At 72.5% G+C, this 22758-nt stretch carries 18 protein-coding genes and 1 tRNA gene; 3 read left to right on the forward strand and 16 right to left on the reverse strand.

Translation table 11 applies throughout. The features are described 5' to 3' along the window. The first annotated feature begins 4 nt into the window (after positions 1 to 4). Positions 5 to 1522, forward strand: coding sequence for a cell wall metabolism sensor histidine kinase WalK (locus DEJ24_RS11850; RefSeq protein ID WP_111078848.1), 1518 nt, complete (start codon positions 5 to 7; stop codon positions 1520 to 1522). Between the two features lie 57 nt (positions 1523 to 1579). Here DEJ24_RS11850 and DEJ24_RS11855 read toward each other — a convergent pair whose 3' ends face one another. The 5 genes from DEJ24_RS11855 to DEJ24_RS11875 all read right to left on the reverse strand — a co-directional run bounded on the left by DEJ24_RS11855 (position 1580) and on the right by DEJ24_RS11875 (position 10156). Next, positions 1580 to 5065, reverse strand: a complete 3486-nt coding sequence (locus tag DEJ24_RS11855; RefSeq protein ID WP_111078796.1) for an error-prone DNA polymerase — start codon at positions 5063 to 5065, stop codon at positions 1580 to 1582. A 13-nt stretch (positions 5066 to 5078) separates the two neighbouring features. Further along, complete coding sequence (locus DEJ24_RS11860; RefSeq protein ID WP_375334709.1) at positions 5079 to 6656, reverse strand: DNA polymerase Y family protein; 1578 nt, start codon at positions 6654 to 6656, stop codon at positions 5079 to 5081. A 131-nt stretch (positions 6657 to 6787) separates the two neighbouring features. After that, positions 6788 to 7612 (reverse strand): hypothetical protein, encoded by an 825-nt coding sequence (locus DEJ24_RS11865; protein WP_258374801.1) that lies wholly within the window; start codon positions 7610 to 7612, stop codon positions 6788 to 6790. A gap of 79 nt (positions 7613 to 7691) precedes the next feature. After that, positions 7692 to 9239, reverse strand: coding sequence for an anthranilate synthase component I family protein (locus DEJ24_RS11870; RefSeq protein WP_111078797.1), 1548 nt, complete (start codon positions 9237 to 9239; stop codon positions 7692 to 7694). Beyond that, positions 9218 to 10156 (reverse strand): aldose 1-epimerase family protein, encoded by a 939-nt coding sequence (locus tag DEJ24_RS11875; protein WP_111078798.1) that lies wholly within the window; start codon positions 10154 to 10156, stop codon positions 9218 to 9220. Before DEJ24_RS11875 ends, DEJ24_RS11870 begins: the two co-directional genes overlap by 22 nt. A gap of 174 nt (positions 10157 to 10330) precedes the next feature. On the opposite strand from DEJ24_RS11875, the gene DEJ24_RS11880 reads away from it, so the two are divergent. Further along, on the forward strand, positions 10331 to 13771 hold the full coding sequence (locus DEJ24_RS11880; RefSeq protein WP_111078799.1) for an SdrD B-like domain-containing protein: 3441 nt from the start codon (positions 10331 to 10333) through the stop codon (positions 13769 to 13771). Between the two features lie 329 nt (positions 13772 to 14100). Here the strand turns inward: DEJ24_RS11880 and DEJ24_RS11885 are convergent. From DEJ24_RS11885 to rplU, 10 genes are all read right to left on the reverse strand, one after another. After that, positions 14101 to 14176 (reverse strand) — tRNA-Ala (locus tag DEJ24_RS11885). A gap of 130 nt (positions 14177 to 14306) precedes the next feature. Beyond that, positions 14307 to 14699, reverse strand: a complete 393-nt coding sequence (gene rsfS, locus DEJ24_RS11890; protein WP_111078800.1) for a ribosome silencing factor — start codon at positions 14697 to 14699, stop codon at positions 14307 to 14309. Between the two features lie 109 nt (positions 14700 to 14808). Beyond that, positions 14809 to 16392 carry a hypothetical protein gene (locus DEJ24_RS11895; protein ID WP_111078801.1) on the reverse strand — a complete coding sequence of 528 codons (1584 nt, stop codon included), beginning with the start codon at positions 16390 to 16392 and terminating at the stop codon, positions 14809 to 14811. Continuing rightward, on the reverse strand, positions 16389 to 16988 hold the full coding sequence (gene nadD, locus DEJ24_RS11900; RefSeq protein ID WP_111078802.1) for a nicotinate-nucleotide adenylyltransferase: 600 nt from the start codon (positions 16986 to 16988) through the stop codon (positions 16389 to 16391). The genes DEJ24_RS11895 and nadD overlap by 4 nt, the downstream gene beginning before the upstream one ends. 11 nt (positions 16989 to 16999) lie before the next feature. Then, positions 17000 to 17200 (reverse strand): hypothetical protein, encoded by a 201-nt coding sequence (locus DEJ24_RS11905; RefSeq protein WP_110903974.1) that lies wholly within the window; start codon positions 17198 to 17200, stop codon positions 17000 to 17002. 41 nt (positions 17201 to 17241) lie between these two features. Continuing rightward, a complete protein-coding gene (locus DEJ24_RS11910; protein ID WP_111078803.1) occupies positions 17242 to 18522 on the reverse strand; it encodes a glutamate-5-semialdehyde dehydrogenase in 1281 nt (426 codons plus the stop codon). Positions 18523 to 18590: 68 nt separating this feature from the next. Continuing rightward, on the reverse strand, positions 18591 to 19391 hold the full coding sequence (gene proB, locus DEJ24_RS11915; RefSeq protein WP_111078851.1) for a glutamate 5-kinase: 801 nt from the start codon (positions 19389 to 19391) through the stop codon (positions 18591 to 18593). Positions 19392 to 19396: 5 nt separating this feature from the next. Then, positions 19397 to 20944: a GTPase ObgE gene (gene obgE, locus DEJ24_RS11920; protein WP_111078804.1), complete on the reverse strand. Its 1548-nt coding sequence runs from the start codon at positions 20942 to 20944 to the stop codon at positions 19397 to 19399. A gap of 85 nt (positions 20945 to 21029) precedes the next feature. Next, on the reverse strand, positions 21030 to 21281 hold the full coding sequence (gene rpmA / locus DEJ24_RS11925) for a 50S ribosomal protein L27 (protein WP_071257351.1): 252 nt from the start codon (positions 21279 to 21281) through the stop codon (positions 21030 to 21032). Between the two features lie 15 nt (positions 21282 to 21296). After that, positions 21297 to 21605, reverse strand: coding sequence for a 50S ribosomal protein L21 (gene rplU / locus DEJ24_RS11930; RefSeq protein WP_110903978.1), 309 nt, complete (start codon positions 21603 to 21605; stop codon positions 21297 to 21299). Between the two features lie 176 nt (positions 21606 to 21781). Between rplU and DEJ24_RS11935 the strand changes: the two genes are divergently transcribed. After that, positions 21782 to 22069, forward strand: coding sequence for a DUF4031 domain-containing protein (locus tag DEJ24_RS11935; protein ID WP_110903979.1), 288 nt, complete (start codon positions 21782 to 21784; stop codon positions 22067 to 22069). A 66-nt stretch (positions 22070 to 22135) separates the two neighbouring features. Here the strand turns inward: DEJ24_RS11935 and DEJ24_RS11940 are convergent, their stop codons facing one another. After that, positions 22136 to 22648, reverse strand: coding sequence for a hypothetical protein (locus DEJ24_RS11940; RefSeq protein ID WP_111078805.1), 513 nt, complete (start codon positions 22646 to 22648; stop codon positions 22136 to 22138). Positions 22649 to 22758: the final 110 nt, after the last annotated feature.

Here is a 22758-nt window from a genome sequence, read left to right on the forward strand (position 1 = left end):
CCGCGTGACGCGGTCGGACGGGGCAGCACCCGCGCGGCGGACCCGGTGGACGCTGCGATCGCTCTCGCTGCGTGCCCGCATCACCATCGGCTCGACGGTGATCGCGGCCGTCGTCATCGCGCTGCTCGTGATCGTGATGCGCCTGCAGGTCGTCAGCGTCGTCGCGCGGGCCACCGAGACCCTGCTCGACGCCGACACCGACCCGTACGTCGCCACGCTCGAGGTCGACAGCAACCCGAACCTCTCCCCGCCCGGCAACGCGCAGTTCGTCGCGGTGGTCTCGCCCACGGGCGACATCACCCTGTCGTCGATGCCCGGACGCCTCGAACAGGCGCTCGGCAGTCTCCGCTCCACCCCGGCCGGCACCTCGGTGATCGACGTCGGCGACTCCGAGTACCGCGTCGTCGTCGAACACCCGGTGAACCAGGCCGGACGCTGGACCGTGGTCGCCGCCCGCAACTCGCAGGCCGAGGCGATCGTCGTCGACGACCTGACCACCACGCTGTCCTTCACCGGTCTGGCGATCCTGGTGGCCTTCGGCGTCGCCTCATGGGTGCTGGCCACCACGGCGCTGCGTCCCGTCAACCGGATGCGTCGTGAGGCCGAACGGCTCTCCGTCGCCCCGGAGCGCGCCGAGCTGCCGGTCGGCCCCGCGCAGGACGAGCTGGCGTCCCTCGCCACGACCCTGAACGCCTTCCTCGCGCGGACCCGCCAGGCCACCGAGCGGGAACGCCAGATGGTGTCGGACGCCAGCCACGAGCTGCGCACCCCGCTCGCGATCCTCACCACCCAGCTCGACCTGGCGTCCCTGGACGGGGACGACGCCCAGGCCCTCGCCGCCCACATCGAACGCGCGAAGAACAGCGTCGCCCGGCTCTCGAGGCTCGCCAACGACCTGCTCACCCTGTCCCGCATCGAGGAGTCGGAACGCCGATCGGCGGACGGCGCCCCGCAGACGGCCACCGCGTGGTCGGACCTGGGCGACGAGGTCATGGCCGCCGTCGACCGCGTCCGCCTCATCGCGAGCGCCAAGGACGTCACGGTCGACTTCGAACTCGACCCGCCCGTCGCGGTCGGTGGCTCGGGCCCCGGCATCGGCGGCGGCACGGTGGAACCGCGGTACCGGCTCGACACCGGCGGGATGGCGCAACTCGTCACGAACACCGCAGGCAACGCGGTCGCCGCACTCCCCCGCGGCGGCAGCGTCGTCGTCACCTGGCGGACCACCCCCGGCGAGGGTGTGTTGCAGATCACCGACGACGGCCCCGGCGTCCCCGAGTCGTTCGTACCGGTCGCGTTCGACCGTTTCACCCGGCCCGACGAGGCCCGCACGTCACGACGCGACCCGGACGCTGTGCCCGGCATCCCGATGCCGGGCGGCTCCGGACTCGGACTCGCGATCGTCCGCGCGGTCGCCGAACGGGCTGGGGGCTCGGCCACCCTCCGCAACGTCCCGACCGGCGGGCTCGAGGTCACCATCCGCGTCCCTGAGGTGCGGGTCACGCCGAACCCTCCGCGCTGACGGATCCGGGGAGGGCCGCGCTCACGGGTGCTCCTGGACTCACGGGAACTGCCGCGCTCACTGGAAGTCCCGGGACCGGGTCCGGACCGCGAGGGGCAGGTGCTCGATCCGGTCCGCGACCAGGTTCACGACGCCGTCCGGCGAGCGTTCCAGGATCCCCCGCACGATGACCGCCGGCGACTCCCGGGCCACCCGCCGGTACCGCCCCCACACGCCGACGCTGCAGATGACGTTCACCAGCCCGGACTCGTCCTCGACGTTGAGGAACGTGATACCCGACGCCGTCGCCGGACGCTGCCGGTGTGTGACGATGCCGCCGACCTCGACGCGCCGACCGGTCTCCGCCGTCCGGGTGTCCTCGACGCTGAGCACCCCGCGATCGGACAGCTCCGGACGGAGGTGGCCCATCGGGTGGTCGTCGGTCGACATGCCCGTCGACCACATGTCCGCGATGAGGACGTCCCCGCTCGTCATCTGCCCGAACAGCGGCGGCTGCACGACGACCTGGGTGTCCGGCAACTGGTCGGCCCGCTCGGCCGCCGCCTGCGCTGCGGACCACATGCCGGCCCGGCGGTCGATGCCCAGGGATTCGAACGCGTCGGCGGCGGCGAGGGCCTCGAGCTGTGCCGTGGTGAGGCCGACCCGCCTGGCCAGGTCGGACATGTCGGTGAAGGACCCGTTCGCCCGCCGTTCGGCGACGATGCGCTCGGCGCTGCGTCGGCCGAGCGAGGCGACCTCGGCCAACCCGAGTCGCACGGCGAACGCGCCGTCCCGTCGGTGGGCGGCGGTGTCGTCCTCGGCGTCCCGGTCGAAGGGCAGCACGGGCGGTTGCTCCGTCGCCAGGCACGCGTCCCCCAGACCGCCGGCGGCGTGAGCGGCGGAACCCGTGGGACCCGTGGGACCGGCGGAACGGTCGGGGCGATCGGGGTGGTCGGGGTCGTCGGGGTCGTCGATCGGCTCGAGGGTCGCGTCGACCTCGGACCGCAGGATGTCCGGCCGGAGCACACGGACCCCGTGCCGCCGGGCGTCGGCGACGAGGGTCTGCGGTGAGTAGAAGCCCATCGGCTGCGCCCGGAGCAGCGCCGCCAGGAACGCTCCCGGGTAGTGCAGGCGCATCCACGCGCTGGCGTAGACGATGAGCGCGAAGCTGATCGAGTGGCTCTCCGCGAAGCCGAAGTTCGCGAACGCCTGGATCTTGGCGTAGATGGCATCGGCGTCCTCGCCGAGGATGCCGTTCTCCGCCATCCCCCGGTAGAGCTTGTCCCGAAGCCGGTCGATCTTCTCGAGGCCACGCTTGGACCCCATCGCACGGCGGAGCAGGTCGGCGTCGTCCCCGGAGCAGTTGCCCACCGCGATCGCCATCTGCATGAGCTGTTCCTGGAACAGCGGCACGCCGAGCGTCCGTTCCAGCACGGGTTCGAGGGCCGGGTGCATGTAGGTGACCGGTTCCTCGCCGGTGCGGCGTCGGATGTACGGGTGGACCGCGCCGCCCTGGATCGGCCCGGGGCGGACGAGGGCGACCTCGATGACCAGGTCGTAGAACCGTCGGGGCAGCAGCCGGGGCAGCGTGCCCATCTGCGCGCGGGACTCCACCTGGAAGACCCCGATCGTGTCCGCGCGGCAGAGCTGGTCGTAGACCCCCTGTTCCTCCTTCGGGATGGCGTGCATGTCCCACCGTTCCCCGCAGTGGTCCGCGGCCAGGTCGAACGAGTACTGCAGCGCGGCGAGCATGCCGAGCCCGAGCATGTCGAACTTCACGAGCCCCATGTAGGCGCAGTCGTCCTTGTCCCACTGCAGGACGGTCCGGCCGTCCATCCGGGCGTGCTCGATCGGCACGACCTCGCCCACCGGCCGATCGGTCAGGACCATCCCGCCGGAGTGGATGCCGAGGTGCCGCGGGAACCCGAGGACCTGCTGCGCCAGGTCGACCACGGGCTCCGGGATGTCGTGGTCCTGGCTCTCGGTGACCGAGCCCCACCGCTCGACCTGCTTCGACCAGGCGTCCTGCTGGCCGGGGCTGTGGCCGAGCGCCTTCGCCATGTCCCGCACGGCACCCTTGGGCCGGTAGGTGATGACGTTCGCGACCTGTGCGGCGTTGAACCGGCCGTACTTGTCGTAGACGTACTGGATCACCTCTTCCCGCCGGTCGGAGTCGAAGTCCACGTCGATGTCGGGTTCCTCGTCGCGCATCGACGACAGGAACCGCTCGAACGGCAAGCCGTACCGGATCGAGTCGACCGCGGTGATCTCGAGCAGGAAGCAGACCGCCGAGTTCGCCGCGGACCCGCGTCCCTGGCAGAGGATCCCCCGGCTCCGGGCGAACTGCACCATGTCCCGGACGATGAGGAAGTAGCCGGGGAACCCCTTGTCCTCGATGACGGACAGTTCGCGTTCGATGCGCACCCGCTTGTGGGCGTGCACCCCGTCGGCGTCCCCGGGGTAGAACCGACGCGCACCGCGCCATGTGAGGTCTCGCAACCAGCTCATCGGGGTGTGACCGTCCGGCACGTCCAGGTCGGGCAAGCCGGGCTTCGCCGTGCGCAGCGCGAACCCGAGCTCGTCGGCGAGCTCCACACTCCGCTCCACCGCTCCGGGCCACCGCGCGAACCGCCGCGCCATCTCGGCACCGGAACGGAGGTGCGCGGTGTCGGCCGCCGGCAACCACCCGTCGATCTCGTCGAGACTGCGGCGGGCCCGGACCGCGGCGAGGGCGGTCGCGACCGGGAACCGGTCCGGGGTCGCGTAGTGCACGTTGCCGGTCGCCACGACGGGCAGCGCGTGCCGGTCGGCGAGGACGGCGAGGACGTCGTTCCGGGCGCTGTCGAGCGGGTCACCGTGGTCGGAGAGCTCCACCACCACGTTGCCGGTGCCGAACCGGTCCAGCAGTGCGCGGAGGGCCTGCTCGGCAGCGCTCTCACCGCCGCGTTCGAGGGCCTGACGGACGCTGCCCTTCCGACAGCCGGTGAGCACCCGCCACCGGCCGCCCGAGCGTTCCGCGAGGTCGTCGAGGTCGTACCGCGGCCGACCTTTCTCGGAGCCCGCGGCGAGGTGCGCGGCCGTCACCGCGCCGGCCATCCGGTGGTACCCGTCCTGCCCGTCGGCCAGGAGCAGCAGGTGCGAGCCCTCGGGGTCGGGGACGCCGTTCTGTGGTTCGGTGAGGCCGAGCGACAGCTCGGCACCGTAGACCGTGGTGATGCTCGGGTACGTCTCGGCGACCTCGGCCATCCGGGCGGCCCCGTAGAAGCCGTCGTGGTCCGTGATCGCCAGTCCACGGAGGCCCAGTCGTGCAGCCTCTTCCAACAGGTGCTCGGGCGGGCTCGCGCCGTCCAGGAAGCTGAAGGTCGAGTGCGCGTGGAGTTCGGCGTACGGGACGGCCGGGGGCGCGTCGGGCGCGGCGGGGTCCACCGGTCGGTACGGCGCACGCTTCCGCGACCAGGCCGGGCTGTCCCCACCGTCGCCCTCGGGGGTCGTGCCCGGGCTCCGCTTGTCGGAGAGGGCGCGCTCGAACTGCGACCACGGGATCGGCGGGTTGTTGTACCCCATCAGGAACCGTCCTTCACGTCGCGATCGCCTCTGCCCACCAGCGGTGGTCGGCGAGGACCAGGTACCAGGCACGCCCGTCGGCGTCCACGAGCTGCAACCGGTGCAGCCGTCGCCCGCCGGACTCCCACCAGCGCACGACCAGCGGCCAGGGTCCCGCCCACGCCGTGACGGCGGTGAACCGTCCCCCGCGGTCGCCGTCGGAGCGGAACCCCTCGGGTTCCCCGGTCAGGGCGCCACGGTCGTCGACGTCCACGGATCCGCCGTCCGCCGCGACGACGTCCACCGGCCGGGGTCGTTCGAGGACCGTCGCCGGCGGGGGCCCGGGGAGCTTCCCCGGCCACGGACGGTCCCGCACGACCGCGAGGGCACGCTCGCCACCGATCGGCGTGTCGCCCCACGGCACGAGCACGATGCGCTCGGCCAGGGTGCGACCGCCACCGATCCGGGGCGTGACGACCCCGTCGTGCCCGACCATGCCCTGCACCCGGGCCAGCCCGTGGTGGACCCGCTCGTCCGGTCCGGAGCCCCAGAGCCCGCGCTCGTGGTTCGCCAGGTCGTCCACCGCGACCGGTTCGAGCACGACCGTGGTCACGGGAGCCTCGAGCCCGGTCGGGTCGACCCCACCGGCGAGCTGCCAGCGCACCCGGTCCACCACGTCCGCGGCGTCGAACCACCGCGGGTGCGCCCAGACCCGTTCGAGCAGGACGTCCCGTTCGTCGACGATGCCCACGCGGATGGTCGTCGCCACCAGCCCAGCCGCCCGGAGCTTGGCGGCGAACTCGTCGGCGGAACGACGGAAGGCGAAGGCGATCTGGTCGGCACGGTCGAGCGGCGGCTCGAAGGACGCCTGGACCTCGAGGTCGGGTGGGACGTCCCGCGCGGAGACCTCCCGCGGGTCGCGACCCCCGGCGAGCCGGTGCAGGAACGCCCCGGGCACGCCGAAGCGGTCGCGCACCTGTTCGTCGGTGAGGGCTGCGAAGTCGCCGAGCGTGGTGAGGCCCAGGCGGCCGAGCACCATCGCGAGGTCGGGGTCGCCGAGCACCCCGAGCGGCAGCGGGGCGAGGAACGTGCCCGATCCACCGACCGGCACCATCCGGACGCGCTCCCCCGGCCGGGTCGGCCGTGCCCGGGCAGCCTGCTCCGCCGCGAACGGGGTGTCCGCCACACCGGCACGCACGCCGGGTGCGCCGTGGTCGGCGGCGATGCCCGCCAGGATCGTCGCGGCCGCCCGCTCGCCGCCGTGGTAGCGCGCCGGACCGCGGGCACGCAGCGCGATCGTCCCGGGGCGCAGGACCTCCACCCCGGGCGCGGCGGCTTCGATCGCGCGGATGACGGGCTCGAACGCCCGGTGGTCGAGTGCGTCGTCGTAGGGCTGCGTGACCAGGTCGGTGCAACGCGCCTGTGCTTCGCGGACCCGCAGTCCGCGCACCACGCCGACCTGTCGAGCCGAGGCGGAGCTCGCGAAGACCAGACCCTTCGCGATGAGGGCGAACGGCTGCTCGGGCGGGGTGCCCGCGGCCCGGGCAGCGGCGATGACGGGCCAGTCCGGGCACCAGAGCACGATCGTCCGGGTCGGCGGGGGCTCCGGCAGACCGGCACCACGGCTGAGCGCGTCGGCCCGGACGGCTCCGGCACCCGGCAGCCCCACCCCGGACGACCCGACACTCGGCAGCACGGCACCACCACGCGGCCCGGCGGCCAGAGCCCGGCGTCCGCGGGGGCTCACGATGCCACCGCCACGGGACGCAGGACCCGCCCACCGGCCGAGGCCGCCACCGGGACCGCCGCGCGCACCGACCCGTCCGCCGCGGGCAACAGCAGCTCGGTGCTGGTCGGCCGGACTGCTCCGGCCCGACCCGAGGCGGTGACGGTCACCCGGCGTTCGGTGAGGTACCCGTGTCCCTGGCCGATGCCGCTCCAGTGCGACTCGGTGACCCGCAGGGTGACGTCCGCGCCGGGCCAGGAACCGAGTGCGACGAGGGCTGCCCCGCGCTGGCGGAGGCGTGCGGAGAGCCGGGCGACGTCACCGGGCACCACGCGGCCGAGCGGCCGGGTGAGGACGATCTGCGCGACGTCGGCGAGCGCCGCGGTGACCGCGAGCCACTGGTCGCCCGGGTCCGGCACCAGAACGAGTCGTTCCAGGTCGATGCCGGCCGCGGCGGCGGCTTCGACGCCGAAGGACGGCACCCCGACCACGGCGCACCAGGATCCGGCCGCGGAGGCCGCCTGCAGCATGGTCTGGGCGAGCAGCACCGACTCCGGCACGGAGTACGTGCCACCGGCGCGGATGGCGCCGCCGGGCAACAGCGGCGCGAGGGCATCGGCCGTGGGCAGCCCCTCGGTGTCCACGCGGGTCGCTTCCATGTCGGCGACCCGGGAGCGCAGTGCGGTGATCCGGTCGAGCGCAGCCCGAGCCGCACCGACGTGGTCGGAAGCCCGGGCAGCACCGTTCCGCCCGATGTGCTCCCGGTCCCCGCGTCCGCGGTCGCCACGCTCATCGGGCGACCGGAGTGCCGCCGCCGTCTGCATGCCCTCATATTCGAACATGTGTTCGATCATGTCAACCGGCACCGACATCAGGTGGACAACAGATCGAACACCTGTTCGAGCGGTCAGGGCCCGACGATCACCAGCGTGCCACTGCCCCGATCCCACCGAGCACCGAGAGGGTCTTCGTCTCGACCTCGTCCGCCTCGTCCGCCGCCGTGGAGGACCACGTCACCGCACCGCCGGCCCCGAGGGACCGGGACCACACGCGGCCGTCCCGGTGCAGGACCGTCACCAGTGTCCGGATCGCCACCGACAGATCGACCGCTCCGCTCGCCGAGAAGTACCCGATCGCCCCCGAGTAGACCCCGCGCGGCGCCGCTTCGAGGCGGTCCGCGATCGCCGTCGCACTGCGCTTCGGCGCGCCGGTCATCGACCCCGGTGGGAACGCGGCACGCACCACCTCGGCCCGGGAGGCGCCCTCCGGCAGCACCCCGGCGACCGTCGACACCAGCTGGTGCACGCTGGCGTAGGTCTCGACGTCGCAGAGCCGCTCCACGCGCACCGTGCCCGGGCGTGCCGTCCGCAGCAGGTCGTTCCGCAGCAGGTCGACGATCATCACGTTCTCGGCGCGGTCCTTCGCGCTGTCGGAGAGCTCCGCGCGTGTCGCGGCGTCCGCCACCGGGTCCGGGTGACGGGGACGGGTGCCCTTGATCGGTTCGGCGAGCACGCTCCCGTCGGCGTCGATCCGCAGGAACCGCTCCGGCGAACGGCTCGCGATCCGCAGGTCGCCCCAGCGCAGGTAGGCGCCGAACGGGACCGGGTCCCCCTCGCGCACGCGCCGGTACTCCGCCAGGTACCGGTCGCCGTCGCGGCTCGGCGGGGCGTCCGGCACCGAGAAGGCGGTCGTCAGGCACACCTGGAACGCGTTGCCCTCGCGGATTTCGTGTCGACACACGTCCACCGCGTGCTCGTGGGCGACGCGGCGGACGCGACCACGGGCCTCCAGGACGCGCCCGACGACGACCGTGTCGCCGGCCGGGAGGCTCGGGCGTGCCACCGTGACGTCGTCTCGCGTCGTCGACGCGCGCACCTCCGCCAGCCACGCCCGGTTCGCGTCCGAGGCAGTCGGCGCGTCGTCGTGCACCAGCGCGATCGCCCAGGCGGAGCCGTCCGCGTGGACCAGGACGGCCCGGTCGACGAACCGGAGGTCGGCGTCGGCGTGTCCGTCAGCGGTCCGGTCGGGTCCGTCGACCTCGCGACCGAGTTCGTAACCGAGGAAGCCCACCCAGCCGAGGGCGAACGCACACCCCGGCAACGGCTCGTCGAGCGTCGGGGTGCGGCGCAGCAGCTCGTCGAGGACGGCGAAGGCCGGGCGGCTCTCGACCCGGCTGGACCCGAACCACCGGGCGGCTGACCCCGACACCGTGACGTGGGCGATCCGGTCCTCGTGCCGGAGGCGGGCGGCGAAGGGGCCGTCCGGGACGGCGAGGACCGACCACGCTGCACGGCGGGCCGCCGCTGCGGGCGAGCCGACCGGCAGCGCCGAGTCCAGCCAGGCCAGGTCGGCGGTGCTGTGACGGGCGAGTTCGCCGAGGTCCCGGACGTCGGCGAGCCGCTGGACCGCGATCCGCGGTACGCCCGCGGGACGGTCCACCGTGACGCTCAGACCGCCGAGATCGTCCACGCGGCAGCGTGCGCGGCGCCGGGCTCGAGCACGACGAGTCCGGCGTCCACGTCACCGGCGAAGGCGTCGGCGTTGAAGGCGTTCGGGGCGCAGGTCATCGGCTCGACGGCGAGGCCGGAGCGGTGGTACTCGGGGACGACGTGGTCAGCGGTGTGCACCTGCACCCACCCGCAGTCCCTGCCGAAGGCGACCCGCACGCCGTGCCCGTCGGCCGCGGTGACGGTGATCGTGGCGGTGCCCTCGGCGTCACGGTCGAAGCCGGTGAAGGCGTGGTCGATGAAGCGGGCGCCGATCGCCGTCGGCCGGCGGAGGTCGAACTCGTCGTGCACGGGGACCAGCTCGGTCGGGATCAGGCGGTCCTCGGTGACCTCGAGCACCTCGGCTGCCGGGAGCGTCAGCGTCCAGTCGTCGACCGTGCCCGCGCCGGCGACGAGGTACGGGTGCGGACCGGTCCCCCAGGGTGCCCGGTCGTCCCCGGTGTTCGTCCCGGTGATCGTGGTGTGCAGACCGTCGGCGTCCAGGCGGTACTCGACCCGCACCTCGACGCGGGCGGGGTAGCCCTCCTGGGGCTGCACGGTGGTGGCGAGGACGACCCGGTCGGCGTCCTGGTCGAGCACGGCGAAGTCCGTCCAGGCCACGAGACCGTGCAGGGCGTGCGCGCGCTTCGGCTCGGTCAGCGCGAGTTCCTGCTCGACCCCGTCGAAGGTGTACCGGCCGTCGACGACGCGGTTCGGCCAGGGGGCGAGCACGGCGCCGCGGAAGACCGGGCGGACGTCGTCGGCGTCGAACGTGGTGACGAGGTCTCGGCCGTCGTGCCGCAGTGCGCGCAGGGTCGCTCCGACGCTCGCGATCTCGGCGGTGTACCCGTCGGAGGCGATGGACGTCTGGGTTCCGGACCGGGGCGCAGCGCTGCTCATGCGCTCAGCGTAGCGGGGCGCCGCGTCCGGGCGGCGATCGAGGCGCCAGTGGAGTACGGAATACCGAGTACTGGGTGACCGGGGTGCCGTCTGGTTACGTTCCCTGCGCCGTCACCACCTCCACCGCCCGGACGGGGACGGGGAACGGGGACGGCTGACCATCGGAGGATCCTCATGCGTCACCGCATCACCACGCGCATCGCCGTCGCGTCGACGGCCTTGCTCAGCATCGCGATCGGAACGGTCGCACCAGCGACCGCCGCTCCCCCGGGTCCGGCCGGGCGTCCGCAGGTCGGGCTGGCGATCGACGTCCTGGCAGACGGCGCGGGGCCGTTCAGCCCCGATGACCGACCCGGCGGCGACAGCGGGCCGGCGAACGGTGTCGTCCGCACGCTCGACTCGGTCACGTACCGGGTGACCGTGAACGCGAACGGCGGTGTCGGCCATCGGCAACGCTTCACCGTCACCGCGCCGACCGGGACGTCGTGGGCGGCTCTGCCCGCAGGCTGTTCGGCGTCCGGCTCGGGCATCGACGGCCGCGACCTCACCTGCGTCCTCGGCGACGTGGCGGAAGGCCAGGTGGTCGCGGTGCCCGTCGTCCTCGACGTCTCCGCCGGGCTCGACGACGGCGACGCCGTCATCGTGACGGGGACCGCCACCGCTGACGACGCGGACACACCGGTCTCGGCGACCGCGCCGCGGCTCACCGTCTCGGCGGCGGCCCGCTACAACCTGAGCAAGCGGGTCGTCGGCTCCGTGCTGCGCCCGGACGTCACCGGACCCGACGGCACACGTGGGTTCCAACTCGTGTTCCCGATCGCCGTCGACTGGCAGCCGGTCGTCCCCGGGCAGGGCCTGCTCGGGTTCGCTCCAGGTGACGGGCGGATGACGTTCACCGACGACGTCTCGCAGCTCCGCGGTGACCTGCCGTCCGGCGCGGTGCTCTGGAACGGGGACGCTCCGCCGTGCGGTCCGAACGACCCGTCCGTCTCGTCCCGGTTCGCCTCGCTGCCGGCGGGGAGCGGTGGTGGCCCCCGGGCGGTCGCCGACTCCGGCCGGTTCACGTGCGAGCAGTCCGGTGCCGGTCAGGACGTCTCCGTGACGATCACCGGGACCGTCACCGACGCGTCACGCATGCCGACGCAGAACGCCTTCGGCGGCCCCGTCGTCGGCAACACCCCCGGGTTCGTGGTCTCGGGCTACATCTCGTTCTGGGTGCCGAACCCACCCGCCGGCACGAGTCTCGGATCGGTGAACACGTTCCGCGACGTCGTGACGCACGCGGCGTCAGGGGCACCGAACTTCCCAGGGGACGCCGAACCCGTGGCGGACAACCGAGCGACACGGAACATCGTGGCGGACGCCGTCGGGACCGCGGGGAAGCGTCTCCTCAGGGTGCTGGACGACAGCGGTCGGACCGGCGACGGTTCGGCGCGTCGGGGTGACCCGTGGAGCACGCCCGGGTCGGTGCTCCGCAGCGACGTGAGCGCCTCGAACCCCGGACTCGACACGTTCCGGAACACCGTGCTGTGCGACACGTTCGACCGGCACACGCAGCGTCTGACGCGGGTGCAGGGGACGTCGGCCCGGACCAGCGGGCTGCGCGAGGCGCGGGTCGAGTACGCCGCGTACGACATGGACGGTCCGGAGGACGGGCAGCGCCGGGCCACGTGTGACGACGATCGCGGTCCCTGGTTCACGGACCCGGCGGAGGTGCCGGGCGGGATCGACGCCGTCGGCGCCGTCCGTGCCCGCGGTGACGTCGTCGGTGGCACCACTGCCGCGCTGTCCTCGTTCGTCTCGGTCCGCGAGGTCGCAGACGGGACGCGTGCCTACGACTTCGGGCACGTGCGCTTCAGCGACCGTCACCCCGACTGGGTGCACGACACCCGCTCCGACCCCGAACTCGGCGCGGGAGGGTTGTCCGACAGCGTGCTCGTCACCGAGGACCTGGCCCGGATCGGGAAGACCGTGGCGCGTGCCAGCTCCTCGACCGCCACGGCGGACGACACGGACACACCGGTTCCCGTGGTGCCCGGCAACGCCGTGGACTACGTCCTCACGCCGTCGCTCACGAACGGGAACACGACGGGGCGACCACGACTGGTGACGGTCCGTGACGTCCTCCCGGCACACATGGCGTACAGCCCGGGCAGCGCGTCCGTCGAGCCGGCGGTCGACACGGTCCGGGACGACGACGGCACCGAGCACCAGCGACTGACCTGGGCGATCGACGACGTGACGCCGAACACCCGCATCGCGCCGATCACCTACACCGCCGTCGTCGCACGGGATGCTCCGGCGGGGCCGCTGGAGAACCGGGTCGAGGTCTCGGCTCCGACGGACCGGTCTCCGTCCGAGTACCGGTCCGCCGCGCGGGCCGTGCAGGTCGTCACGAGTGGTGGCCTGCGCGTCGAGAAGCGGGCGGAGGCCCCCGTCGTCGTCACGGGAGACGACCTGGTGTGGTCGCTCGACACGACGAACACCGACACGGATCCCGTCCGCGACGTCCAACTCGTCGACGTCCTCCCGCATGCCGGCGACGGATCGTCGTTCCACGGCGGAGTCGAACTGGCCCGTCCCGTCGATGCCGGTTCGGCGGAGTCCGTCGTCTACACCGCCGCCGACCCGGAGGCGGTGTCGCTCGACCCCGCGGACGAGTCGAACCAGCCCGGCGGCTCGACGACGTGGTGCGCGGAGACCGCGTTCGGCGGCGCCGGCTGTCCGGACACCCTCGCCGACGTCACTGCCATCCGGATCGACGACCCGAACGGGATCGCTCCCGGGGAGACCGTGTCCCACCGCGTGTCCATCGCGACCCACGGGCAGCGGGACGGTGACCGGTACACGAACCGCTTCGGGGTCCGCTCCGCCGACCTCGCGCTGCCGGTCCGGTCGAACCCCGCAACCGTCCGGGTCGTGTCGGGCGCCGTGGGTGACCTGGTCTGGACGGACTCGGACGGCAATGGCTTGCAGGACCCGGATGAGCCCGGGATCCCGGACGTCCCAGTGCGGTTGCACGGCACCGACGACCGGGGGCGAGAGGTCGACCGGGTCGCGCGAACGGACCAGGAGGGGCACTACCTCGTGGACGACCTGCGCCCTGGCGACTACGTCGTGTCCGTCGCACCGGTGCCAGATCGCGCGTTCACGATCCTCTCGGTCGGTGACGACGACGCCCGCGACTCCGACGTCGCAGCGGACGGACGGACAGCACCGATCACGATCACCCGGCGGACGGGCCCGGACGGGGCGCTCGAGGGCGTCGAACGGAACGACCGCATCGATGCCGGCGTCCTGCCGTCATCGTCTCCCGAGCCGGGCGGCGGCTCGGGGAGCGGCGGTCCCGAAGACGGTGGTCCCGGGAACGGCGGGTCCGGAGACGGTGGGTCCGGAGACGGTGGGTCCGGAGACGGCGGGCCCGGGAGCAGCGGGTCGACGGGCAGCGGGCCGGACGACCACGCTGACGCGACTGCGCATCCGGGCGGGTCAACCGGGCACGCCCTCGCCTTCACCGGAGCAGTCGGGACAGCTGCGGCCGCGATCAGCGCGTTCCTCCTGCTGATGGCCGGTCTCGGCCTCCGAGCGGTTGCCCGCGCACGGCGCCGCGTCTGACGGTCACCAGCGGATCACTCGGTGCGTCTCGTTGCCAGCCCGGTGACGGGACGCACCGAGTCGGACGGCGACCGGCTGCCCGCCTCCGGCTCCGGCTCCGGCTCCGGCTCCGGCTCCGGCTCCGGCTCCGGCTCCGTAGGCACGAAAACCGCAAGCACGGGACAGCAAGCCCGAACAGGCAAGTACAGGCAGGCGAGCACAGGCACGCAAGCCCAGACACCCAAGCCCAGGTCCGCGAGCACAGGCAAGCCCAGGCACGAAGAAGCCCAGACACGAAGAAGCCCCGCTGCTCCATGAGCGGCGGGGCTTCTTCGTGATGTCCTTGCTTCTGGTGGATCTGAGGGGACTCGAACCCCTGACCCCCTGCATGCCATGCAGGTGCGCTACCAGCTGCGCCACAGACCCAGACCGAAACGGCCCGGAGGCCGATTCTCGTTCCCCCGGTTCCCCGGAGGCACCAGTACAGCGTACACCACGCGATCACCGGGTGACGAAATCGTCACCGCCACCCGGGCGCGTCGCGCTGAGACCGGCGTCAGGCCGACTGTTCGGCAGCCTGCGACTGATCGGCGGCCAGCTCCAGCGGGATGACCGGGCAGTCCGACCAGAGGCGCTCGAGGGAGTAGTACTGGCGCTCTTCCTCGTGGAACACGTGCACGACGATGTCCCCGAAGTCGATCAGAGCCCAGCGGCCTTCGCTCCGGCCTTCGCGACGAAGCGGCTTGGCACCGACCTGGAGCAGGCGGTCTTCGATCTCGTCGGCGATGGCGAGCACGTTGCGCTCGTTGCGGCCGGTGGCGAGCAGGAAGACGTCGGTGAGCTGGAGTGGTCGGGTGACGTCGAGGGCGACGATGTCCTCGGCCTGCTTGGAGTCGGCCGCTTGAGCGGCGATCTGCGTCAGTTCGAGTGCGCGAGCGGAGGCGGTCACGGATTCCTTCCGGTGGTCATCCCGACGCGTGCGTCCGGATGTTCATGATGGGTCACGATCATAGGTCAGACCGCTGACGCGGGCCATGCCCACGGAGTTCGAGGCTCGCTCAGGAGCCGAAGAAGTTCGTCGCGACGAGTGCGACGACGATGACACCGGCAGCGACGACACCCACGGCACTCGCGGCGACGGCCAGCACGACCGGCGTCTTGGAGTCCTTCGGCTTGGCGGCGGCGAGCACGACCTGGCGGGTCGACGTGTGGCTCGACACGGCACGGCTCGCGCGGACGGGACTGGCATCCGTGTCCGGCTGCTCGTCGTGCTGCTCGAGGAGGCGGTCGACCTCCGCGCCGTCGATCGGCCGGTGCGACCCGGTCGAGGACAGCGAGGAAGGCAGGTCGATCGAACCGGTGAGGATGACCTCGCCGGTGGCGTTGAGCGCACCGGTGGGGTCGGCCAGCGCCGAGTTCGGCAGGATGAGGGCGTTCGTGTGCGACTCGGCGACCCGGCGGGTGCCGGTCTCCTCGTCGTGCACCTCGGCGTCGTTCGAGTCGTGCGCGAAGGTCGACCAGTGGCCGGCCGGAGGCTGGAACGCCGTGGTGACGGGCTTCGGCTCGCGCGGCGCATCCGAGGACGTCGGACGCGGGGACGATCCCGGCTGCGCGGCGGACGTCGGCGCCGAGACGGGCGCGTCTGCCGGCACGACGACCGGGACCTCGTTCGTGTCGTCGTCGTCCAGGTCGAGCGGGAACACGCCGGGAGCCGCGGCGGGCAGCTCGGTGGCGGGCGCGGCGACGTCGTCGGTCGCGGCCATGATCGCGTCGGGGTCGGCGTCGTGCGGCGCCCAGGTCGTGCGGTGCTGGCGGGGTTCCTCGCCGTGCGCAGCCGCCTCTTCCAGGGGCTCGATGGCGTCCGGCGAACCGTCGGCGGCGGTGGCCTGCTCGACAGCGGCCGGTTCCAGGTGCGTGAGCTCCGGGTTCGGGTCCTGCCAGTGCGAGGACTCGTCGTCCTCGGCAGCCTGGCTCTGCACGGCGTCGTCGTCGGACCAGCCATCGACCTGGACAGCGTCAGCGTCGTCGACCTCCGTCGCCCCGAGCCCGGCCCCAGCGCCGAGCCCGGCCGCGGCCCCAGCCCCGGCGTCAGTGTCGTCGATGTCGTCAGCCGGCCGCTCGTCCGTCGGCGCGTCGAACCCGAGGGGCACGAGCGGCGAGGACTGCGCCCCGATGCCGGCGGCAGCGGCTTCGACCGGAGTCGACAGCGGCGGCACCTGGGCATCCGGTGCGGGCACGGACGAGGGGTCCGTCAGCGTGCCGAGGACGTCCTGCACGGTGCGGTCGGACGACTGCGGAGTCGGGTTCTGCAGCGGGACGGGACGGCCGCCCTGCTGCTGCGCCTCGCGCAGCAGCCGCAGCTGTCGGCGGGACATCCCGCCGGTGCCGGGGACGATCTCGGTCGCGGAGGCCGGGGGCACGTCGGACACACCGGTGGCGGCTCCCGCGGATCGCGGTGCCGCCTGGTTGGCCGTGGCCGAACCGGGGGCGACGTGCGAACCGGGGCGACGACGGGCCTCCGGTGTTGCGGGGGCGGCGACGGTCGGCGGCGGCGTCGCGGGCTGGGCACCGCCAGAGGCGGCGCGCTCGCGCTCACGCATCTGGCGCCGCGACAGCGGCGGCTGCGCGTCGGACGGACTCATGCAACGCTCCGATACAGATGGTGCTTCGAGATGTACTGGACGACGCCGTCGGGCACGAGGTACCAGACGGGGGACCCGCTCCGCACCCGGTCACGGCAGTCGGTCGAGGAGATCGCCAGCGCGGGGACCTCGAGCACACTAACGTCCCGTTCTGGGAGTCCGGTGATGCTCAGCTGGTGGCCCGGTCGTGTCACGGCGACGAAGTGTGCGAGGTCCCAGAGTCCGTCGTGGTCTTTCCAGTCGACGATCTGCTGGACGGCGTCCGCCCCGGAGATGAAGACGAGCTGGGCGTCGGGCCGCTGCTCGTGCAGGTCGCGGAGGGTGTCGACGGTGTAGGTCGGGCCCGGCCGGTCGATGTCCACGCGGCTGACCGTGAACATCGGGTTCGACGCGGTCGCGATCACGGTCATCAGGTACCGGTGCTCGGCGTCCGTGACGTCGGACTTCATGTACGGCTGGCCGGTCGGGACGAACACGACCTCGTCCAGGTCGAAGTGCATCGCGACCTCGGACGCCGCCACGAGGTGACCGTGGTGGATGGGGTCGAACGTCCCGCCCATCACCCCGATGCGCGGCCGACCCGTGCTCTCGAGCATCGGGTGGCGGATCAGATCTTGGAGTGGCCGAACTCGTCCACACCGGTCTCGTGCTGCCGGGTGGCCTGGAACTTGTGCGAGTGGCGGTAGGCGACGTCGCGGAAGCTCCACGTGACGAAGCCGAGGAGGGTGAAGACGCAGGCCGCGACGATCGGGAAGACGATCGCGGGGACGCCGGCCGCGTGTTCTGCGGCTTCAGCGAGGAGTGACATCTGGCAGTGCTCCGATCGATCGAGGAAGACTCCGGACCATCCTAGCCGCGGATGTGTCCCTGCCCGCGCACGAGCCACTTGGTGCTCGTGAGTTCAGGCAGCCCCATCGGGCCTCGCGCGTGCAGCTTCTGCGTGGAGATGCCGACCTCGGCGCCGAACCCGAACTCCCCGCCGTCCGTGAACCGCGTCGACGCGTTCACCATCACGACCGCCGAGTCGACGCCCGCCAGGAAGTGCTCGGCCGTGTCGACGTCGTTCGTGACGATCGACTCGGTGTGGTGGGTGGACCACTGCGCGATGTGCGCCATCGCGGCGTCGACGTCCGGCACGACACGGATCGACAGATCGAGGTCCATCGACTCGGTGGCCCAGTCGGCCTCGGTCGCACGCAGCACCCCGGGGACGATGGTCCGGGTGGCATCGTCGCCCCGCAGGGTCACGCCGGCGGCCCGGAGGCGGTCGGCCAACACCGGCAGGAGCCGCTCGGCCGCCCGCTCGTGCACGAGCAGCGTCTCGAGGGCGTTGCAGACGCTCGGTCGCTGGACCTTGCTGTTGAGGACGATGTCCACGGCACGGTCGACCGGTGCCGACTCGTCGAGGAAGACGTGCACGACCCCCGCGCCGGTCTCGATGACGGGCACCTGCGACTCGGTGACGACGGTCTGGATGAGGGAGGCGCTGCCGCGCGGGATGAGCACGTCGACCAGGCCGCGGGCCCGCATGAGACCGGTCGCCCCGGCGCGTCCGAGCGGATCGATCGTCTGCACGAGCTCGCGCGGCAGCCCGACCGAGGCGATCGCGTCCTGGATCCGCCGCACGAGCACGGCGTTGGTGCGGAGCGCCGCCGATCCGCCGCGGAGGACCACGGCGTTGCCGGACTTCAGCGCCAGGGCGGCGATGTCGACGGTGACGTTCGGACGTGCCTCGTAGATGGCGCCGACCACCCCGAACGGCACCCGCACCTGCGCGAGCTGCAGCCCGTTCGGCAGGACCGAGCCGCGGACGTGCTCCCCCACCGGGTCGGTCAGCCCCACCACGTGCTCGACCGCGTCGGCCAGGGCGTCCACGCGGTCGACGTCGAGACGCAATCGGTCCAGCAGGCCCGAGGTCAGTCCGCCGTCCTGACCCGCGATCAGGTCCTCGTGGTTCGCGGTGACGATCTCGGCCGTCGCGGCGCGCAGCCCGAGGGCGATCGCCCGCAGGGCGGCGTCCTTGACGGCCGTCGTCGTGGTCGCCAGCACCGTCGCGGCTGCGCGGGCGGCGGTCAGCGTGTCGACGAGCGGCGTACCCGCCTGGGCCTGCGCGGGAGCGGTGAGGGACATGACCCGATCTTAAGTCGGCCGCGCCTCTGTGACGGGAGGCGTGCCTCCCGTCCGACAGGTCGCCCCGGTCAGGCGCGTGGTGCGGCCCGGAACCAGGTACCGACGTGCTCTCCACCGAGCGCGCGCTCGACGAGGGCCGTCGCCGTGACGAGCACGGACGTGCCGGCCTCGGCCGCGAGGCGGGCGGCCGCGACCTTCGTGCCGGCTCCCCCGGTACCGACCCCCGCTGCGCCGATCGAGCCGAAGGTGACACCCGCGAGCTCGTCGCCGAACGGGACCTCGTCGATGCGGGTGGCGCCCGGCTGCTCCGGCGGCTTCGTGTACAGGGCCTCGACGTCGGACAGCAGCACCAGGGCGTCCGCCTCGACCTGCCGGGCGACGAGCGCTGCGAGCCGGTCGTTGTCGCCGAACCGGATCTCGTGGGTGGCGACCGTGTCGTTCTCGTTGACGATCGGGAGCACCCGGAGTTCGAGCAGCCGGTTCATCGCCCGCCGCGCGTTCACCCGGTGCGTCGGGTTCTGCAGGTCACCCGCGGTGAGCAGGACCTGCGCCGCCGTGACCCCGTGCCGGTCGAGTTCCTTCTGGTACCGGAAGACCAGCACCGCCTGCCCGGTCGCGGCGGCGGCCTGCTGCGTGGCGAGGTCCTCCGGCCGTCCCTCGAGCCCCAGGAACGGGAAGCCGGTGGCGATGGCGCCGGAGGACACCAGGACGACCTCGGTCCCACGGCGGTACGCGCCGACCAGGGCGTCGACGAGCGGGCCGATCTGCGACGCGTTGTCCCCGCTGACCGAGGACGAGCCGACCTTGACCACGATCCGCCGGGCGCGCGGGATGTCCGCGCGCTCCGCGACGGTGTTCGGTCCGACCACGGCGCTCAGTCGCGCTCGGACGTCGCCGGCTCGACCGGGTCGGACTCGGCGTCGTCGTCGTCCGCCCACAGACCGGCGATCCGCTCCTGCTCGAGCTCGGCACGTGCGGCGGCCTTGCCGTCCATCCGCTCGAAGTAGTCCGATCGACGCTCGTTGCGCGTCGGTCGGGCGTTGAGGTCGAGCCGGGAGTCCGTCCCACGAGCACTGGTGATGAGCTCCGCGGTGGAGGTCAGGGTCGGCTCCCAGTCGAAGATCATGCCGCCGTCGCCACCGATGACCACGGTGGACCCGGCGACGGCTCCGGCCTTGAACAGGCCGTCCTCCACCCCGAGCTTGGCGAGCCGGTCGGCCAGATAGCCGATCGCCTCTTCGTTGGTGAAGTCGGTCTGCTGCACCCAGCGCTCCGGCTTCGCGCCACGGACCCGGTAGAAGCGGTGCTCCTCGCCGCCCTCGGCACGCACCGTGAACGGCTTCTCGTTGACGGCCTTCGGACGGAGCACGATGCGCTCGACCTCGGGCTCGGCGGCCCGCTCGGCACGGGCCTGCTCGACGACGTCGGCCAGGGCGAAGGTGAGCTCACGCAGGCCCTTGTGCGACGCGGTGGAGATCGGGAACACGCGGTAGCCGCGCGACTCGAACTCGGCGGTCACGAACGCGGCGAGTTCCGCGGCGTCGGGCACGTCGATCTTGTTGAGCGCGATGAGCTGGGGGCGGTCGAGCAGCGGGACCTGCCCCTCGGGGACCGGGTACTGCTCGAGTTCGCGGAGGATCACGTCGAGGTCGCTGATCGGGTCACGGCCGACGTCGAGCGTGGCGCAGTCGATCACGTGCAGCAGGGCTTCGCAGCGCTCCACGTGACGGAGGAACTCGAGACCGAGCCCCTTGCCCTCGGACGCGCCCTCGATCAGACCCGGGACGTCGGCGACGGTGAAGCGCGTGCTGCCTGACTCGACGACGCCGAGGTTCGGGGTCAGCGTCGTGAACGGGTAGTCGGCGATCTTCGGCTTGGCGGCCGAGATCGCGGCGATCAACGACGACTTGCCGGCGCTCGGGTACCCGACCAGGGCGATGTCCGCGATGGTCTTCAGCTCGAGGCTGACGTCGCCGCTCCACCCGTCGGTGCCGAGGAGCGCGAAGCCGGGGGCCTTGCGCTTGGTGGTGGCGAGCGCGGCGTTGCCGAGGCCACCCTGGCCGCCGGGGCCGACGACCACGCGGATGCCCGGCTCGGTGAGGTCCGCGAGCACGTCGCCGTTCTCGTCGTACACGACCGTGCCGACGGGGACAGGGAGTTCGAGCGTGTCACCGCTGACCCCGCTGCGGTGGTCGCCCATGCCGGGCTGACCGTTGCGGCTGGATCGGTGCGGTGAGCGGTGGTACCCGAGCAGGGTGGTGACCTGCGGGTCGGAGACGAGGACGATGTCGCCGCCGTCACCGCCGTTGCCGCCGTCGGGGCCCGCGAGGGGCTTGAACTTCTCGCGACGGACGGACACGCAGCCGTTGCCGCCGTTGCCTGCCGTGAGGTGCAGCGTCACGCGGTCGACGAACGTCGCCATGGGGTCACTCCTGTAGGTGTTCGGGAAATGCAGAAGAGGGGCAGGCACACGGCCTGCCCCTCCCGCTGAAGCTGATCGTCAGCGACTACGCGTTGACGATGTTGATGACCTTGCGGCCACCCTTGGTGCCGAACTCGACCGAACCGGCCGAGAGGGCGAACAGCGTGTCGTCGCCACCGCGGCCGACGTTGGCGCCCGGGTGGAAGTGCGTGCCGCGCTGGCGGATGATGATCTCACCGGCGTTGACGACCTCGCCACCGAAGCGCTTCACGCCGAGGCGCTGTGCGTTCGAGTCGCGACCGTTGCGAGTGGAACTCGCACCCTTCTTGTGTGCCATGTCTCTGCTCCCGCCTTATGCGATCTTGGTGACCTTGACGCGCGTGAGATCCGCGCGGAAGCCCTGGCGCTTCTTGTAACCGGTCTTGTTCTTGAACTTCTGGATGACGACCTTCGGGCCGCGGAGGTCGGCCAGGACCTCGGCGGTGACCGTCACGTTCGCGAGCTCGGACGCGGCGGAGGTGATCTTGTCCCCGTCCACGAGGAGCACCGGCGCGAGGTCGATGTTGCCATTGTCGTCGGCCTTGATGCGGTCGATGGTGATGATCGAGCCGACCTCGACCTTCTCCTGACGGCCGCCGGCGCGCACTACTGCGTAAACCACGTGGAATCCTTACGTAACTCTGCTTGAGGGAAGTCTCGGGTGCCCACTTCTGCGCGAGCGTCCTGGGTTGCCCCGGGACGATCGGCGACGCAGGCAGAACGGCCCGCTGACACCAGGGATCGAGAATACTCGATCCGACCAGGCGGGTCAAACGCCGACACACGTACCATGGGGGGATGACCGTGTTGATCGATCCCCCGGCCTGGCCCGCACACGACACGCTCTGGTCACACCTGGTCAGTGACTCATCCTACGACGAGCTGCACGCCTTCGCCGACCGGGCAGGGGTCCCACGGCGCGCCTTCGACCACGACCACTACGACGTGCCGCAGGACCGGTACGCCGAACTCGTGGCCTCCGGGGCCGCCCCGGTGACCGGGCGCGAGCTGGTGCTGCGCCTCATCGCCAGCGGACTGCGTGTGCCGCAGCGCGACAAGCGGAAGACGGCGCGCGACCAGGGCTGACCGCGGCATCGGGAACGTCGGCCGGATCCGTCTCCGGGAGGGCACACACGGGCGTGTCGCGGGACGTCAGCGCGGATGCCGGCCGAGCCACAGCCACGCGGCCGACGCCGACCCCAGCAGCATCAGGGTCATCGGCAGCCCGAGTTGCAACGGCGTGGTGACGACGTCGACGAGCAGACGTCCGAGCCCCTGCCCCACGCTCCCCTGCTGGACGGCGTCGTGGACCGCGGTGACGGTGCCGACCAGGGCGAGTGCCACGGTGCCCGCAGCACCCGCCAGGACGGTCCGCAGGAGCACGACGGGCAGCGGGGCACGCGGCACCACCGGCGCCAGGAAGGCCAGCGCCAGGAAGGCCGCGAGGGCGAACGGGGAACGCGCGACGAAGACGTTCTGCACGAAGGCCTCGATCAGGCTCGTCCCACCGTGGCTCCGGAAGGGGCCGACGATCGTGCTCGTGCCGAGCAGCCCGATCAGGCCCGCCAGGAACTCGACCAGGACGACGCTGACCACGGTGATGGCCGCGCCCGTCGTGGCGACGATGGAGACCCCGGGCGCGAGGACGGACGTGGCGCCAGGCACATCGGCCCGACCAGGACCGGCCCGACCAGGACCAGGACCAGGACCAGGACCAGCCTGACCCGAACCGGCCCGACCAGGACCGACCGGACCCAGCGGGGGCGCCGCCGGCG

The organism is Curtobacterium sp. MCPF17_001 (genome assembly GCF_003234615.1).
Taxonomy (GTDB): Bacteria; Actinomycetota; Actinomycetes; order Actinomycetales; family Microbacteriaceae; genus Curtobacterium.